Consider the following 17,114-nt stretch of genomic DNA (forward strand, 5'->3'; position numbering starts at 1 on the left):
TTTTTGGAATTATAAGTAGGGCTTGCTGACAAAATGCAAAACCCAGATAAATCAAAGGTAAGGTGGTCAGTGACCACTAACGCTCACGGCGAAGCCTTGCACTTTTATTGAGTTCGAGAGATGGAAAAGAAATCTTGAAATCTCATCCTGACTCCTGTAAGGGCGAAGCATTCGGGCGATAAATGATCAATTTTTATCACAGGTTATTTTCCGAATGCTTCGCCCCTACTTCGCCCCTACGACTCCTGACTCCTATGCCCTCATGAAAAGACTTTCTCAGCAACCCCTAATTAATTTTTTTTGATAATTGAGGTAGAAAGGGTGAAACTGGCTTTTATTATCGATCCCATCCATCAGCTTGACCCTTGCCATGATACGAGTGTTGCCCTCATGGAAGCAGCGCAAATTCTTGGTCATGAAGTTTGGATAACCCAAGCGAATTTGTTAAATGTTGTGGATAGCAAAGCTTGGGCTGTTTTACAGCAAGTAGAACTTGTACCAGTGGAATTAATAGAGGGACGTTGGGTAGCCGCAAATCCTTGGTATAAGTTAGGTTCTAGCGTCTTCACTGCTTTGGAGTCAATGGACGCTGTATTTATGCGGACAGACCCACCAGTCAACGATTCCTACCTGTATGCTACTTATATTTTGGATTACATTGACCAAAATAAAACCCTGGTAATTAACAACCCCAATGGTATCAGAGCCGCAAATGAAAAAATGTATGCCTTGCAATTTACTCAAGCCATCCCTGAAACCATTGTGAGTGCTGATAAAAAGGTGATCCGCCAATTTGTAGAAGCTAAGGGTGCAACAGTTCTCAAACCATTGGGTAACAAAGCCGGGGAGGGGATTTTATTTTTACAATCAGGCGATCGCAATTTTAACTCAATAGTCGAACTCAGTACCCTCCAAGGTCGATTACCAGTAATGGTACAAAACTATTTACCCGCAGCTAAGGACGGAGACAAGCGAATTATCTTGCTCAATGGCGAACCCATTGGGGCGATTAATCGCCTTTCTAGTGGTAGTGATTTTCGCAATAATATGGCAACAGGTGGTACTGTTGCTCAAACGGAAATTACCGCAAGAGAACAGGAAATTTGCACCTTATTGGCAGAAAAACTGCGTCAAGACGGCTTGATTTTTGTTGGTATTGACGTGATTGGTGGCTACCTCACAGAAGTCAACGTTACCAGTCCCACGGGCATCCGAGAAATTGATCGCCTAGATGGTACTCACCTTGCTCATCAGGTTATTCAATGGCTAGAGCAGTTAAGCTTCTCCGGTCTAAAGACACGGAGATTTCTGAAGAGTCCATAAACGAACTTTCTGAGGCTGGCTTAAACAGCCTCTACTGATTCCGCTAAGATCAACTCCTAGCATCACCGCTACTTTTCTCAAAATATTAGCAGCACCATTGCAGTCTGCATTAATTTTGAACCCACTAGAAGTTTTATATAGGGTTTGCTGAATAAACCTAAAACCTTGATATATCAAAGGTTAGAGCCTGATAAACACAGAAATTAGTGCAAGGGTTTTGAAGGGTATACCGGAAAAAGTGTGCATTTTTTGGGATTTCAAGAGATGGCAAAGAAATTTTCAAATCTCCTCCTGACTCCTGACTCCTGACTCCTATGCCCTCACGGAAAGACTTTCTCAGCAACCCCTAAATAAAAAAAACTCCAATAAAATACGGGGTAGGCAGGTAAATTGCTGACCCCTATCCTGGTGATAAACCTAAAACTAAGAAATTGTATAAAGCACAAACGCCAGAACTGAGACTGCAAACTTAATCTAAAATCTCAAATCTACAATTACTTAGGGTTTGCTGAAAAAGGGTCTTCGTTAAGGCAGGGAATAGGGAATAGGCAAGAGTTTGGGTGATCTGTTAGTAACCAATTCTTTGAAATTTCACCCGGAAAATGCACGCTTTTAGGAGTATACCCCTGAAAAATCCTGCACTGATTTCCTGATTTTCCACCTGAAACCCTTGATTTATCAAGGTTTTGAGTTTATTCAGCAAGCCCTACTTAATTTTTAGGTGGTGTGCGTCTTCGTTGGAGAAAATCAGGAATATCTAAGATCGGTTTTTCTTTAGGTTCAAGAGTTGGAGTTGATTGATTAACAGTTGGTTGATTAACCATTTGTACTCCTAGCTTCTTGGGAGATGGAGTCACTACTCTGGGAGTGGCCACAGTTTGTTGTGGAGCAGCTTGAATTTCTCCAGTAAACCCAGTCGCAATCACGGTAATTCTGACTTCTCCTTGCAGTCTGTCATCAATCACTGCACCGAAAATAATATTGGCATTGGGATCAACCACCTCATAAATTGTTTCCGCAGCCGCATTCACTTCATGCAGAGTGAGATCACTACCACCAGTGATATTGAAGACAACCCCTCTAGCACCTTCAATAGAGCATTCTAATAATGGTGAGGAAATCGCGGCGATCGCAGCTTCTCTAGCTCTAGATTTGCCAGAACTCACACCAATACCCATCAATGCTGATCCTGCATCTGCCATGACTGCTCGCACATCGGCAAAGTCCACATTCACCAAACCGGGAATCGTAATAATATCAGAAATACCCTGTACCCCTTGACGCAACACATCATCGGCATAGCGAAAGGCTTCTTGCACAGGTGTTTGTTCAGGAATTACCTCCAACAGCTTATTGTTAGGAATAATAATCAAGGTATCAACCCGACTTTTTAATCCTTCAATACCCTGCTCGGCTTGGCTAGTGCGTCGCCGTCCCTCAAATACAAACGGACGGGTAACTACACCCACAGTCAAAGCGCCCATTTCTTTGGCCACTTCCGCCACAATTGGCGCAGCACCCGTACCTGTTCCACCACCCATACCCGCAGTGATAAAAACTAGGTCTGCACCTTCTAAGGCGGTAGCAATTTCATCACGTGATTCTTCCGCTGCCTTTTGACCAATAGCGGGATTACCCCCTGCACCTAAACCCCTGGTTAGTTTCTGCCCGATTTGCAAACGACTGGGAGCGCCAGCTAAAGTCAAGGCTTGGGCATCGGTGTTAATTGACCAAAATTCCACCCCAGAAACATCAGATTCAATCATGCGGTTAACAGCATTGCCACCGCCACCACCAACACCAATAACTTTAATATTGGCGACTCGGCCCGGAACAATTTCACCAATGCGGCTATTTTCCGTAATTTTTTTACTGTCGTTACTTTGGGCAAAGTTTAGCCCGGAACTACCAAAGGGATTGTTAGAGTTAACGGACAAAGATAACCCTGTTTGTCCCGCAGATTGGGCATTTTTATAGGTAAGCTCTTGGTTATTATCAAATGTCATTGGCTTGATGAAGGTAGATAAACGACTTGTTTTGGTGTTATTCACCTAAGAGTCAAATATAGTTGAGTTGGAGACTGTCACCGTCTATGACAATCAATATTTTTTATTGTTCTGCTGTGCAAAACCTAGACAAATCTAGACTTTTCCTTCTTACTCAAGGGGAGCATGGGAGCGGTTATCCCTCTGTAAGTCTCTGTAAATCTCTGTAAGTTTTGGCGCTGTCTGCGAAACCCGATCATAATTAGCTATGGGATCATTTGGCAACTTAGGCGATCGCCTATGGCTTAGAGCAAACTGGGCTGTCAGCACTGCGCTCCGCGCAATCGCATAACTAATTCTAGAAAAGTATACCTACATTGTCCGAAAATCGGTTTATATAACTTGATCTAGACATTAAGATTTTCTATACTATGTTGCTAAATTTTCCCAGTATTGCTCTGTGAATTTGATGCTCAATATCCCCCCACTATTTCTGCTCGAAACTTTTATTAGCAATCAATTTTACAGCTTTATTTGTTCATTTTTTCGATAACTACTAAATTTTTCAGTGATTTACTGTGTAAAGCATTACTTTTTACTCCAGAAGATATATCAAAAATGCGTTTGGTTTAGTTTTTGGTTATAAACCTATGAGGTTAAATACTCACATACAAAACGCAGTTACCAATGGACGACGGTAGTTTTGATTGGGAAACCCTACCTCCCCACCAAGGTGTAAGAACGCTGCACCCAAACCCTTGATTTTTTATCGACCTGCATAAAGATTATTCCCAAGAAGTTTCTATTATTTATCCTGCCATTTTAATCAAAAGTTCATGCCAATTGTTATTTCAATGGTGCAAACCGTAAAACTAACTAATATTTTTATCATTTTTATCCTCAAAAACTGGTTTCTGTACTCAAACAGGCTCAAGCTTGTTAGGTATCTGGGAAGTTAATTTGTTATTTTTGGTTCAGTTGTACTAAAGGTCGTTCAGGATTTTTGATATCAATATAGGCTAATTGTTTGGGCTTGAATTTTGCTGGTAAATGCCGCATTTGCACAAGTAACTGGATTTTTTCCGGTAATTGGGCATTAGGAACACCAAGATGGACATTTCCTAATTCTGTTTTCAAAATTAAATTTGTGGGATCTTGGCAATCAATTTCCATCACTTTAACAGAACTCTGACTGACAGCTTGATAAAGTTCAGTCCAATAGGGGCAATATTTTTCTGGTGAACCAAGAACTTTGAGGGTAGGCAATTTACCTGTGGGGTTAAGTGCAGTGTATTTTGTTAGAGGAATCAAAGCGCCACTAGCATCTAGTAAACTGACATCATCCTGTTTGCTTCCAGCAGGAGTATTTTGCAAACATGAAGATGTTGCTTGTTTGCCAGAGTTTGCCGAAGATTGAGGCTGAGTATTGCAACTGGTTGTGCTTTGTTTTGGTAGGGTGTGAATCATTGCCACTGGTAATCTCTTTTGAATTTCAATAATTAAACCAGGAGGAAACAGACGACGGCTGACAGTGGCTTGTGCAATAGCGGGTTGTGCTTCTAAAGTTTCGGCAATTGCAGAAGGTTCAATTCGCCATAAAGATTGGGGATAGGACAGCGCCAACAGCGACTGAATGGTTTCCTTGGATAATAATTGATTGCCTGATTTTAGGACTATTTGTGCAGGTGTTTTTAACACCCACATTGGTTGGAGTGTTACCCAGAGCAATCCACCTGCTAGACTACTGGCAGCGAGTGTTCGCCAAATAGTGTGGATGATTTTTATTTGCTGCTGCCTACGTAATTTTTTACGGCGTTGAGCTAAATTCTTGCGGGAAACTGATACTATACCGGCCATGAAAACCCCTTTCTGGTTTGAGTCTAATTCCTGAAAACCACGGTAATTGGTGATTGGTAAACTCTTAAGCTTACCATTCTAACCAGTTATCAGTATCACAGGAGTCGTTAGTGTTTTGGATAACAGGAGTTTTTTCATTACTTTCTACTGGTAAATTCACTAGAAATTCTTGTAATCGCATACGTTCAATATAAGGCCAACCCCCCTCAGACTCAATATCTCTGAGCAGTGCGTAGAGTCTTTGGCGGTTATCGGGCAAACTATCTTGAAAAATTCCATCACGAATTTCTTTATGTAACTTTTCTAATTGTCTCAGCAAAGATAATAATGCTGTAACATTGCCTTGGCAAGCGTGGGCTGCATCTTGCACCGCAGATGCGATCGCTTGCAACTTAGCAGATAAATTTCCCGATGGCAAATTTTGGTCATTGTTCATGTAATTTTCTGCTGCTGTTCTATAAAAGTAATACAATACCCGAAACACCCGAAAAAAGGGAGGATGGGCAGGGGTAAGAGCGAAATCACAAAAAGCAAGCAAAAATCAAGCGAAGAACTACTAATGACGAGGCGCTAATTGTCAATTGATTGATGCCAATGTGAATGGTAGTTTGAATATTGTACGTAAAGTAATCCCCACAGATTTAATGTGAGGGCTTAATTACGTTTTAGTGAATTTTGGGGATTCATTTCCGACTAACAAATAGCATCAGAGAAATCTTATGCTTTTTGGCACTATAACTTGGCTAATTTCCCTATCAAACCAAAGATTGTATGTACTAGCAATACATATACAATACAGGATGATTTGGGTCATGCCGCTTTTACCTGATGTAAGAGCAAAGCGCGAAGTATAGCCTACTTCGCATTAATAACAGATGCCTTGAGGCGTTGTTGTGGTCTACTCATCCATTTAGCCAAACCCTGCCAAATGCCACTCAGTAGACTGTTGGTTTGAAGCTAAGGAAAAAGCAACTTCCATCTAACTCTGATGAGAGAAACTGCTGGTTCTGAAGCTAAACCTGAAAACTCAAAACGGAATGCGTTTTATTACGTTTAGTAGAGCCGTTTTACAACTTAAATATTAATGACATTGAGGTTGACCATGAGGTATCGCGCTTTAATAGTTGCATTCTTAGCTTTATGCTTGGGGCTGATAACTGCTTGTAGTGATGCGCCTTCATCTAGCAGCAGAGACTTGCTGACTTACGAACAAATTAGAGGTACTGGCTTGGCTAACAAATGCCCTCAGCTGGCAGAAACAAGCCGTGGTTCTATTGCTTTGGATAACGGTCAGACCTACACCATCAAAGAACTGTGCTTAGAACCTACCAATTACTTTGTCAAAGAAGAACCCGCTAACAAACGGCAAGAAGCTGAATTTGTAGCTGGTAAATTGGTGACTCGTAACACATCCACTATTGATCAAGTACAAGGTGATTTAAAAATCAACCCAGATAACAGTCTGACCTTTGTAGAAAAAGATGGTCTTGATTTCCAAGCTATCACAGTCAAACTTCCTGGTGGTGAACTAGTACCTTTCTTATTTACTGTCAAAAACTTGATTGCACAAACACAGCCTAATTTGACCAGCATTAATACTTCTACTGATTTTGAAGGTAAGTTTAAAGTTCCTTCTTATCGTGGTGCTTCTTTCCTAGATCCCAAAGGTCGTGGTGTTGTCAGTGGTTATGATAATGCTGTGGCATTACCAGCCCAAGCCGACGATGATGATTTGACACGAGCTAATGTGAAGCGTACAGAAATCCTCAATGGCAAGATTTCTTTACAAGTAGCTAAAGTAGACAGTTCTACTGGCGAAATAGCTGGTACTTTTGAAAGTATACAGCCCTCTGATACAGATTTGGGTGCTGGCGAACCTAAAGAAGTTAAGATTCGTGGTTTATTCTACGGTCGCGTAGAAACAAATCGCGGCTAAATTCCTGTTGTTATAGCAGGAGTCAGGAGTAAAACCCTTTTTTAGTAGGAGTTTCATGATTAATTGATGTCCTAACTACTCTGTCTACAGCTATAAAAAAATTCATCCAACTGCCCTGCTTTTTAAGAGGGTAGTTGGTTTTTTTTAGACTGGTAAACTTTTGGCTAATTTCTCATCACCTGTGATTTTTCCATTGTGATTTTTCCGTAAATAAACAGTTGTCAAATTCATGTTTTGGGAAATTAGGTGAATTTATTAAAATTAAATACGTACTATTACTCATCAATAATTTTTATTAATTTAGAAAAATAATAGATAGAATTTTTGGCTATTTATTCAGTACATTTCATATTGCATTTATTAAGTTACGTAATATCCCGGTTTGACATTAGGGAAAGAATTGTATATTTTGATTCTATGCGAGTTGTTTAATAAACTACAACAGACCATTGACTTCGATCACTAAAAAGCAACTCTGCTGAAAATCGCCCTAGATTTTCAACCCATGCTCAAAATCTTTTCTAGCCAAAAATTTTAGTCTGCCTGATGGCTTTATGAGTTGTTCAATAACGTGCATATCTGCCTATAGCGCGTCTAAAAATTAAGTTTAGGAGCGATTAATAAACACTCTATTTGCTAAATCCTGAATGTGCTATGCCTACTACAGTCACGAACGAACTAAAACATGAGATTTCACAGTTGTTGCGAGAATATGAGCAATGTCCCTCAGAACGCCTTCGTAATCAACTGGTGAAACTAAATTTTGGGCTGGTGAGAAAAGAAGCTCACTACTGGATCAATCAATGTCATGAAAGCTATGAAGATTTGATCCAAGTCGGCTGTTTGGGTTTAATTAGAGCTATTGAGAAATTTGAACTTTCTAAAGGACACGCCTTTAGTTCTTACGCTATTCCTTACATTCGTGGGGAAATTCAACATTACCTCCGGGACAAAGGCGTAACCATGCGGATACCCCGGCGCTGGTTAGCACTGCAACAGCAAGCCATAGGTGTTTCCCGTTCTTGGCGGGAAAAATACAACCGCCAACCGACTGATGCAGAAATAGCTGGTGCATTGGAAATTTCTCAAAGTGAATGGCAGGAAATTAAATTAGCATGGGTGAATCGCTCTCCCCTGAGTTTGGATGTACCCATACAGGATGGAGAAGAAGGATCTACCAGTTTGGGGGAATTGGTTCCCGATCCCAATTACCGCAGCTTTCAATTAGCGCAAGAAGACCAAATCAGATTACAACAAGCATTAGTACAGTTGGAGAACCGCACCCGGGAAGTTTTAGAATGCGTGTTTTTACATGATTTGACACAGAAACAAGTTGCAGAACATTTAGGAATTAGTGTAGTTACTGTTTCTCGTAAAGTCAAAAAAGGATTGGATATGCTGAAAAAAATCATGGTAGCGCCTGAAAATTAATAGCCAATCCTCTGAAACCATGATTTGCTGGAGTGTTAAAAATAACTCTGGAAATGTAAAATTTAGGTTATAAAGAAAACAGACTTGGCCTGTAATCACAATTTCAGGCGTGTTGATTTCCATAAGTAAACTTTCCTATAGCTTTCGAGAACAGCTAATGGGTATAAATTCACAAATTAATTCACAGATTGTAGCTGCGGCTATTTTAACTTTGGCGATCGCTGGATGTACAGTTAATGATACGCCAGAAGCTACTAACACTCCTCCAGCTGCACCAATTCCCCAAACAGCGGCAGAAAAACCAGAAGAAAAGACACCCTTTGCTAATCCTGTGGTGTCTTCTCAAAAAGATCAAGCAATAAAGGCAAATAATCCCGGCTTGATTGAATCCACTAGAGGCGATTTGCGCGTGGATTTGGCACAAAAAGGGCGGACTGATCCATTTGCGGAAATTATTAAGCCCTTATGGGTACCAATTGCTGCCAATTCTGAGCCAAAAGAAGTTCCTAAACTGCCTCCTTTGCCATCTCCACAACAAAGAGGAACAAATCAAGCTCAGGGGGGACAAAATAGCCAGGGTCGTGTACAAATTACTACTCCTCCACCTCAACCAAAACCTCCTTTGACTCCAGTTTTGCCCATGGTTTTACCTCAAGTTGTGGCTAAAGAGCCTGTTAAGCCTGTGTTACCACCTGCTCCCCAGCCTGAAGATGCTCAAGCGGTTTTGGTCAGTGGTATAGTTGTTATTGGTAAAGAACCCCAGGCAATTATTAAAGTGCCGGAAGAAACTACCAGCCGCTATGTACAAGCTGGGCAAAGATTGGGTAATGGGGTTTTGATTAAACGAATTGAGATGAACAGAGGTTCTAATCCTGTGGTTGTGTTTGAACAGTTCGGAATTGAAGTTGCTAAAGCAGTGGGAGAAAAACCCTCTACCGAACCTGCAAAGTCTGAACCTGCAAAGTCTGAACCTGCAAAGTCTGAACCTGCACAACCTGCTGTTGGGGTTTCCATTTCAATGGGTTTGTAAGAGTTGGTTAGCTATCTGGTTACAGCAGAATATGGCTGGCGCTACGCTGTCAGGAGTCAGGAGTCATTTTGTTGTGCAGTTTGTACTTCATTCATTGACAATCTGCTGTAAGTTTGCTGTAAATTTATAGATATAACATCAATTCTGGCAATTAAATTTGTTGCATAACCGGAAATGTCCGGTTTTATATTATAGTGATGATTTTATACTTTTTATGGAATTATGGAACAGACTCAACAAAAAATAGAATTTCCTAATTTACCTTTGGCTGTATATCGAGAAATAGCGGCACATTTGCGGCAGGTGGAAGGGGTTGATGTGGATTTAATTCCTCAAACTTCTTCAGATTTTGATTATGATCAAAGTCAAATTGCTGGTTTGTCTATTTCTTGCCAACCAAATACTAATGAGGAACAGGTGAAGCTGATTTTAGATTATTATAACAGTCTAAAAACCTGATTCTATAGCCGTTAACCCTTATGGGAATATCCCCGGTTTTCCTACCTCGGCAGTTACGCTTATTTGTTGTTTAATCATCGTAGGTTAGACTCAATAATAGTGAACCAATAGGTATGAGATATGAATCAAAAAGACGATAAAGCTTTATTTCAGAAAAAGTCGTTAAAAAATGCCTTGGGTGCTTTTAAATTTCCTGAAGATTTAACAGCACGTCATCAAATAATTAGCAAATGGGTTGAAGCTTTAAATTCAGGTACACTGGATAAAATCAGCGAAGTTTCTCTACAGGGAAATTTCTTAAAAGAGATATTTCAAGATGTATTAGGTTATCGTTCTGTAATTGATGGTGGTGGTAAAAAATGGGAACTTTACCCAGAAAAAAACATTGCTGATGGTGGGGGGTTTGCTGATGCTGCTTTAGGATATTTTACCGCGACAGAAAACCAAAAAGGTCAGGTAAAATTACAAGGTCAAGTAGTAGCACCTATTGAATTAAAAGGAACTAAAAATAATTTAGATCGTGCTGCATCAGGAAGGGATAAATCAGCAGTTGATCAAGGATGGCATTATGCTAATTATACTCCTGATTGTCGTTGGATCATTATTTCTAATTATCGAGAATTACGATTATATCATATTAATAAAACTCCAGCTTATTATGAAAAGTTTGTATTAGCAGATTTAGGAGATTTGCAGGAGTTTAAAAAATTCTATTTTATTCTTTGTCGGGATAATTTTTTACCCATCAAAGATGTCTCTGTTATTGATAGATTATTAACCGCTTCTGATCAAGCACAGGAAGATATTACCAAACAACTGTATGAGGAATATAAACAAGTCAGATTAAACATTGTTAAACATTTTCGTTTTTTTGCTGCATTAGATATTCCTAACCGTGATGCGGTATTAATTGAAAAAGCACAAAAGACATTAGACAGGATTTTATTTATTGCATTTTGTGAGGATAGGGGATTATTACCAGAACAGACAATTACTAAAGCCCATGATAGCAAAAATGCTTATAATAATCGTCCGATTTGGGAAATTTATCAAGATGTTTTTCGCTGGGTTGATCAAGGTAATGATGATCCACCAATTCCCGGTTATAATGGTGGTTTGTTTCAACATGATCCGCTATTAGATGAAACATTAAATATTCCTGATCCTTTATGTACCCAACTGAAAAACCTGACACGGTTTGATTTTGATTCCGAAGTTTCTGTAGATATTTTAGGGCGGATTTTTGAACAGTCAATTACAGATTTAGAAGAATTAAAAGCTGATGTTTCTCAACAGGAATTTGATAAAAAACAAGGAAAGCGGAAAAAATTGGGAGTGTTTTATACTCCTGCTTATATTACGCAATATATTGTCGAAATTGCCATTGGTGGATATTTACAAAAACGGGAAACTCAGTTAAGACAGCGTTTACAGTTAGCAGAATTTACAGATCCAGAAAAACAGCGATCGCAAGAAATTCAATTTTGGTTAACTTACCGAAATGAGATATTAGTAAAAACGCGAGTTGTTGATCCTGCGTGTGGTTCAGGTGCATTTTTAATTGCTGCTTTTGATTATTTGCAAAGTCAGTATCAACGAGTGCATGATAATTTGCGGTTTTTACAATATCAAGATTCAGAAAATCTAGAATTAGATAAAACTATTCTGAGTAATAATTTATTTGGGGTTGACTTATCTCCAGAGTCAGTAGAAATTACTAAGTTATCTTTGTGGTTAAAAACTGCAACTCAGGGTAAAGCTTTAACTTATTTAGATGATAATATCAAAGTTGGTAATTCTATTGTTGCTGATGCAGAGTTTACAGATTTACCTTTTATTTGGGAAAATGAATTTCCCCAAGTTTGCGCTGAAGGTGGTTTTGATGTAGTAATTGGAAATCCTCCTTATATTCGTCAGGAATTATTATCACCTTTTAAACCTTACTTACAGGAAAACTATCAAACCTATGATGGGGTAGCGGATATCTATATTTATTTTTATGAGAAAGGTTTGAATTTATTGAAACCAGAGGGAATACTTTCCTATATTGTGACTAATAAATGGTTACGTTCTGGTTATGGCGAAGCTTTGAGAAGGTTCTTTTCTCAGTCGAGTGTGTTTGAACAAATTATTGATTTTGGACACGCACCAATTTTTGAAGATGCTGATACTTTTCCCTGTATTGTTGCAGTCAGGAAAACTAAAGTTTCGGAAACGGAGAGGGAAAATAAAGAAGTTGTAATTTGTATTGTTCCCCGTGAGGAGTTACCGAAAATTAACCTGACTCAATATGTGCAGAATGAAGAGAATAGTTATACTATACCTTGGTCGCGGTTTTCTGCTAATGCTTGGAGTTTAGAACCTCCTGCGGTGGATGAGTTAATGCAGAAAATTCAACGGGTTGGTGTTCCGTTAAAAGAGTTTGCTGGGGTTAAACCTTTATATGGAATAAAAACTGGTTTTAATGAAGCGTTTTTTATAGATGATGCGACTAAGAGAAAGCTGATTTTAGATGATCCGAAATGTGCGGAAATTATTAAACCAATATTAAGAGGTCAAGATATTAAAAGATGGTGTCCTGAATGGGATAATTTATGGATAATTTTTACTCGTCGTGGAATTGATATTGATGCTTATCCTGCTGTTAAAAATCATCTGAGTCAATATCAAAAGCAATTAGAACCACGTCCGAAAAATTGGAATATTAGCAAAGATGGTAAGTGGGAAGGACGAAAACCAGGTACTTATAAATGGTATGAAATTCAGGATGCTGTTGATTATTGGCAATTATTTGAACAACCTAAAATTATCTATCAAGAGATTCAAACTTTCCCGCTTTATGGGTTTGATAATTCTGGATTTTTGGGAAATAATAAAACTTTCATACTTCCCACTCAAGATTTATTTATTTTAGCTGTACTTAATTCTCCTTTAATTTGGTGGTATAGTCAACGAATTTTTACAAAAATGCTATCTGACGCTATTAGTCCAATGGGATTTTTATTTGAAACTTTACCCATTGCACAACCGACAGCAGAAATACGCGCAGAAGTAGAAGAAATTGTCACGCGTTTAATAGAAATAACCAAACTCAACGGACAAGTTTATAAAGACGTTCTCGACTGGTTGCAAATAGAATACAAAATTGAAAAACTAGGAAATAAACTAGAAGATTTCGCAACTTTAGAATTTGTTGAATTTGTGGAAGAAGTGAGAAAAAGAATGCCCAAACCCAAGACAGCTAAAAAAGCATCTGATCCATTAAGTATACCAGCCTTTAAAGCCTTACGTCAAGCACATAATGATTATGTTCCAGAAATTCAAAACCGCAAAAATGAAGCTGTGAAATTAGAACAGCGACTTGCAGATTTAGTGAATCAAACTTATCAGTTAACACCGGAAGAAATTGACTTAATGTGGAAAACAGCACCTCCAAGAATGCCGATTTGAATTAAAAATTAAAAATTAAAAATTAAAAATTAAAACTCGTTCCCAGTCTCCGACTGGGAATGTAATATAGAGTCTCTGACTCTAGCATACATCAGAAGGCAGAGCCTTCAATTATTCATTCCCATACAGAGTATGGGAACGAGTAATAGAAGTCGGGGATCTAAAAATCCGCGTTCATCTGCGTTCATCTGCGTTTAATTATTTTCATTGTCTGAATCAGGATATCCAGGATTTAAGGATTTACAGGATGTTTTTTACGAATTACCAATTACCAATTACCCATTACCAATTACCTAATGTTATAATCAAAAAATTACAACTTGATGCCATATCAAAATTATGATCATTGCACAAGAACAAGAAACCCAAGAAAACATCTACCAAGATGTAATATTTCCCCCTGGTGATTTATATAGTGATGAACCTCCCGTAGAAACAGAACTGCATCTAGAGCAAATTATGCTCTTAATTAAATGTCTTAAATGGTTATGGAAAAATAGAAATGATTTCTATGCTGCTAGAAACCTAACCATTTACTATAGTCCAAATCAGAAAAAATCAGAAGATTCTCGTGGTCCAGATTTCTTTGTTGTTTTAGAAACTGAACGCAAAACCCGTAAAAGCTGGGTAGTGTGGGATGAAGATGGTAAATATCCTAATATAATTGTCGAAATTCTCTCACCCAGTACAGCAAAAACAGATAGAGAATTTAAAAAACAACTCTATCAAAATACATTCCGCACTCCAGATTATTTTTGGTTTGATCCTTACACTTTAGAATTTGCGGGTTTTCATTTATTAGATGGAGAATATCAACCGTTGACAGCAAATGAAAAAGGACATTTATGGAGTCAACAACTAGGTTTATATTTGGGTGTTTATAATGGTTTATTGCGGTATTTTACACGGGAAGGAATTTTAGTTCCTACACCGGAAGAAAGTGCAGAACAAGAAGCTAAAAGAGCAGAACAAGAAGCAGAAGCAAGAAAAGCTGAAGCTAAAAGAGCAGAAGCAGAAGCTGAAAAAGCAGCACGTTTAGCGGCAAAATTGAGAGAATTAAATATTGACCCGGAGACAATTTAAAGTTACTAAATGTAGGTTGGGTTAAGCGACAGCGCAACCCAACAAAGGTTTTAATGATGTTGGGTTTCGTTCCATGCTTCGCAACGCTAACGCGAACAACCCAACCTACCTATTGATTTTTCGATAACGTTATCGCTTTTCTGATATAATCAAAAGCTCAACTCCTTTAACATAGAATTTGATGTATGAGCAAGGGAACTCTGTTTGACAAAGTTTGGGACATCCACACCGTTGGTACACTTCCATCAGGACTAACGCAACTATTCATCGGACTCCACCTTATCCATGAAGTTACCAGTCCTCAAGCCTTTGCTATGCTCAAAGAGAGGGGTTTAAAAGTTTTATTCCCACAGCGCACAGTGGCCACTGTTGATCATATTGTTCCTACGGATAACCAAGCGCGTCCGTTTTTGGATAGCATGGCGGAAGAAATGATCCAGGCGTTAGAGCAAAACTGTCAAGAAAATAACATTACTTTCCATAATATTGGTTCGGGAAATCAAGGTATAGTTCATGTTATTGCCCCTGAGTTGGGACTAACCCAACCGGGTATGACTATAGCTTGTGGAGATAGTCACACATCTAGTCATGGTGCTTTTGGGGCGATCGCTTTTGGTATTGGTACAAGTCAAGTCCGCGACGTTCTCGCTTCCCAAACCCTAGCATTATCAAAACTCAAAGTTAGAAAAATTGAAGTTAACGGAAAACTCAGACCCGGAGTTTACGCTAAAGATGTAATTTTACACATTATCCGCACCTTGGGAGTTAAAGGTGGTGTAGGTTACGCTTACGAATATGCAGGAACTACCTTTGAACAGATGAACATGGAAGAACGGATGACCGTTTGCAATATGGCGATCGAAGGTGGTGCAAGATGCGGATATGTGAACCCTGATAAAATTACTTACGAATATCTGAAAAATAGAGACTTCGCCCCCCAAGGTGCAGACTGGGACAAAGCCGTTACTTGGTGGGAATCTCTGCGGAGTGATGCCAATGCCAAATATGATGATGTAGTAGTATTTAATGCCGAAGACATACCCCCCACCGTTACCTGGGGAATAACACCCGGTCAAGGAATAGGCGTGGATCAGAAAATTCCCGCAGCTGAAGAACTAGCAGAAGAAGATCGCTTCGTTGCTGAAGAAGCTTATCGTTACATGGATCTTTACCCTGGTCAACCCATCCAAGGTACAAAAATTGATGTTTGCTTTATCGGTAGCTGCACCAACGGACGCATCAGCGACCTAAGAGAAGCTGCGAAAATAGCCCAAGGTCGTAAAGTTGCAGCAGGTGTAAAAGCCTTTGTCGTTCCCGGTTCAGAACGGGTGAAAAAAGAAGCCGAAGCCGAAGGACTAGATAAAATCTTTGTTGAAGCTGGCTTTGAGTGGAGAGAACCAGGGTGTTCCATGTGTTTAGCCATGAACCCCGACAAACTACAAGGAAGACAGATCAGCGCCTCATCATCTAACCGAAACTTCAAAGGTAGACAAGGATCAGCATCCGGTCGCACCCTGCTAATGAGTCCGGCAATGGTAGCAACTGCCGCTATTAAGGGTGAAGTTGCTGATGTACGCGAATTGCTGTAGACCGAAATTGTCGGTAAAAAAACTACATCTTTTTTATCTCACGCAGAGGCGCAGAGGCGCAGAGAGAAATTAAAAGTGTGGTTTACATACATAAAGTTTCTTAAACTCTTCTTTCTCTGTTTCCTTTGTGTCTCTGTGGTTCATTCATTAAAAAACTCTAGAAACACAAGAAAAATCTCTCTTAAACTCTTTCCTTCGTGTCCTTTGTGTACTTTGCGGTTCATTAAAACTATGGTAAGTGAAATCAAACAGATAAGCGATCGCGCCGTTCCTTTAATTGGCGACGACATCGACACAGATCGCATTATACCCGCCCGCTACTTAAAAGCAATCACCTTTGATGGTTTAGGAGAAGGTGCGTTTATTGACGATAGAACAGCTTTAAATGGTCAACATCCTTTCGATCTTCCCCAATACCAAGGGGCAAAGATATTAATTGTTAACCGTAACTTTGGCTGTGGTTCATCCAGAGAACACGCACCCCAAGCGTTAGCTAAATGGGGCATCAAAGCCATTATTGGTGAAAGCTTTGCAGAAATTTTCTTTGGTAACTGTGTGGCAATGGGTATACCATGCGTTACAGCCGAACCGAGTATAGTTAAGCAATTGCAAGATTTAGTTACTGCTAATCCCCAAGCGCCTATTACCATAAATGTGGAAAATTTGCAAGTAAAAATTAATGATCTTACTTTCCCGGTGTTTATGGGTGAGGGAACTAAAACCGCTTTTGTGTCTGGTACTTGGGATGCTTGCGGACAGTTGGTAGCAAATGCAGAAAAGGTGAAAGCAACAGCAGGTAAATTACCTTACATTGCTTGGGGTAAATTAGCTGCTAGTTAGGTGACTGGTGACTGGTGACTGGTGACTGGGGACTGGTGACTGGGGACTGGGTAATCACTTTTATGTTTTTTAATCAGCTTCCCTATTCCCTATTCCCTATTCCCTATTCCCTATTCCCTATTCCCTATTCC

The 17,114-nt window shown here is 39.4% G+C and carries 12 protein-coding genes; 9 read left to right on the forward strand and 3 right to left on the reverse strand.

The features are described 5' to 3' along the window. Nucleotides 1-321: 321 nt before the first annotated feature. Nucleotides 322-1,323 (forward strand): glutathione synthase, encoded by a 1,002-nt coding sequence (gshB, locus tag H5968_RS09395; RefSeq protein WP_187039737.1) that lies wholly within the window; start codon nucleotides 322-324, stop codon nucleotides 1,321-1,323. A gap of 710 nt (nucleotides 1,324-2,033) precedes the next feature. Here the strand turns inward: gshB and ftsZ are convergent. The 3 genes from ftsZ to H5968_RS09410 all read right to left on the reverse strand — a co-directional run bounded on the left by ftsZ (nucleotide 2,034) and on the right by H5968_RS09410 (nucleotide 5,601). Further along, nucleotides 2,034-3,329: a cell division protein FtsZ gene (gene ftsZ, locus H5968_RS09400; RefSeq protein WP_187039750.1), complete on the reverse strand. Its 1,296-nt coding sequence runs from the start codon at nucleotides 3,327-3,329 to the stop codon at nucleotides 2,034-2,036. Between the two features lie 942 nt (nucleotides 3,330-4,271). Further along, a complete protein-coding gene (locus H5968_RS09405) occupies nucleotides 4,272-5,165 on the reverse strand; it encodes a cell division protein FtsQ/DivIB (RefSeq protein WP_187039738.1) in 894 nt (297 codons plus the stop codon). A gap of 70 nt (nucleotides 5,166-5,235) precedes the next feature. Further along, nucleotides 5,236-5,601 (reverse strand): hypothetical protein, encoded by a 366-nt coding sequence (locus H5968_RS09410; protein WP_187039739.1) that lies wholly within the window; start codon nucleotides 5,599-5,601, stop codon nucleotides 5,236-5,238. A 666-nt stretch (nucleotides 5,602-6,267) separates the two neighbouring features. On the opposite strand from H5968_RS09410, the gene H5968_RS09415 reads away from it, so the two are divergent. The 8 genes from H5968_RS09415 (at nucleotide 6,268) to leuD (ending at nucleotide 16,983) form a co-directional block, all read left to right on the forward strand. Continuing rightward, entirely contained in the window at nucleotides 6,268-7,101 is an 834-nt protein-coding gene (locus H5968_RS09415) for a photosystem II manganese-stabilizing polypeptide (RefSeq protein ID WP_096566685.1), read from the forward strand. Between the two features lie 654 nt (nucleotides 7,102-7,755). After that, nucleotides 7,756-8,532: an RNA polymerase sigma factor SigF gene (locus H5968_RS09420; RefSeq protein ID WP_187039740.1), complete on the forward strand. Its 777-nt coding sequence runs from the start codon at nucleotides 7,756-7,758 to the stop codon at nucleotides 8,530-8,532. Nucleotides 8,533-8,689: 157 nt separating this feature from the next. Next, complete coding sequence (locus H5968_RS09425) at nucleotides 8,690-9,562, forward strand: hypothetical protein (RefSeq protein WP_187039741.1); 873 nt, start codon at nucleotides 8,690-8,692, stop codon at nucleotides 9,560-9,562. A gap of 222 nt (nucleotides 9,563-9,784) precedes the next feature. Further along, nucleotides 9,785-10,021: a hypothetical protein gene (locus tag H5968_RS09430; RefSeq protein ID WP_187039742.1), complete on the forward strand. Its 237-nt coding sequence runs from the start codon at nucleotides 9,785-9,787 to the stop codon at nucleotides 10,019-10,021. Nucleotides 10,022-10,141: 120 nt separating this feature from the next. After that, nucleotides 10,142-13,471, forward strand: coding sequence for an Eco57I restriction-modification methylase domain-containing protein (locus H5968_RS09435; RefSeq protein WP_187039743.1), 3,330 nt, complete (start codon nucleotides 10,142-10,144; stop codon nucleotides 13,469-13,471). Nucleotides 13,472-13,810: 339 nt separating this feature from the next. After that, nucleotides 13,811-14,554: a Uma2 family endonuclease gene (locus H5968_RS09440; RefSeq protein ID WP_187039744.1), complete on the forward strand. Its 744-nt coding sequence runs from the start codon at nucleotides 13,811-13,813 to the stop codon at nucleotides 14,552-14,554. A 185-nt stretch (nucleotides 14,555-14,739) separates the two neighbouring features. Continuing rightward, complete coding sequence (gene leuC, locus H5968_RS09445) at nucleotides 14,740-16,143, forward strand: 3-isopropylmalate dehydratase large subunit (protein ID WP_187039745.1); 1,404 nt, start codon at nucleotides 14,740-14,742, stop codon at nucleotides 16,141-16,143. 231 nt (nucleotides 16,144-16,374) lie between these two features. Then, the gene (gene leuD / locus H5968_RS09450; protein ID WP_187039746.1) at nucleotides 16,375-16,983 is read left to right on the forward strand and encodes a 3-isopropylmalate dehydratase small subunit; all 609 of its coding nucleotides are present in this window, start codon (nucleotides 16,375-16,377) and stop codon (nucleotides 16,981-16,983) included. The last annotated feature ends 131 nt before the right edge of the window (nucleotides 16,984-17,114 follow it).

Source organism: Sphaerospermopsis sp. LEGE 00249 (genome assembly GCF_014299995.1).
In the GTDB taxonomy this organism is placed as follows: domain Bacteria; phylum Cyanobacteriota; class Cyanobacteriia; order Cyanobacteriales; family Nostocaceae; genus Sphaerospermopsis; species Sphaerospermopsis kisseleviana.

Excerpts from the sequence above, each read along its gene's own strand:
- leuC (WP_187039745.1), top strand. The coding sequence starts at position 14,740 with ATGAGCAAGGGAACTCTGTTTGACAAAGTTTGGGACATCCACACCGTT.
- H5968_RS09415 (WP_096566685.1), top strand. The coding sequence starts at position 6,268 with ATGAGGTATCGCGCTTTAATAGTTGCATTCTTAGCTTTATGCTTGGGG.
- H5968_RS09410 (WP_187039739.1), bottom strand. The coding sequence starts at position 5,601 with ATGAACAATGACCAAAATTTGCCATCGGGAAATTTATCTGCTAAGTTG.
- H5968_RS09430 (WP_187039742.1), top strand. The coding sequence starts at position 9,785 with ATGGAACAGACTCAACAAAAAATAGAATTTCCTAATTTACCTTTGGCT.
- H5968_RS09405 (WP_187039738.1), bottom strand. The coding sequence starts at position 5,165 with ATGGCCGGTATAGTATCAGTTTCCCGCAAGAATTTAGCTCAACGCCGT.
- H5968_RS09440 (WP_187039744.1), top strand. The coding sequence starts at position 13,811 with ATGATCATTGCACAAGAACAAGAAACCCAAGAAAACATCTACCAAGAT.
- ftsZ (WP_187039750.1), bottom strand. The coding sequence starts at position 3,329 with ATGACATTTGATAATAACCAAGAGCTTACCTATAAAAATGCCCAATCT.
- leuD (WP_187039746.1), top strand. The coding sequence starts at position 16,375 with ATGGTAAGTGAAATCAAACAGATAAGCGATCGCGCCGTTCCTTTAATT.
- H5968_RS09420 (WP_187039740.1), top strand. The coding sequence starts at position 7,756 with ATGCCTACTACAGTCACGAACGAACTAAAACATGAGATTTCACAGTTG.
- H5968_RS09435 (WP_187039743.1), top strand. The coding sequence starts at position 10,142 with ATGAATCAAAAAGACGATAAAGCTTTATTTCAGAAAAAGTCGTTAAAA.
- H5968_RS09425 (WP_187039741.1), top strand. The coding sequence starts at position 8,690 with ATGGGTATAAATTCACAAATTAATTCACAGATTGTAGCTGCGGCTATT.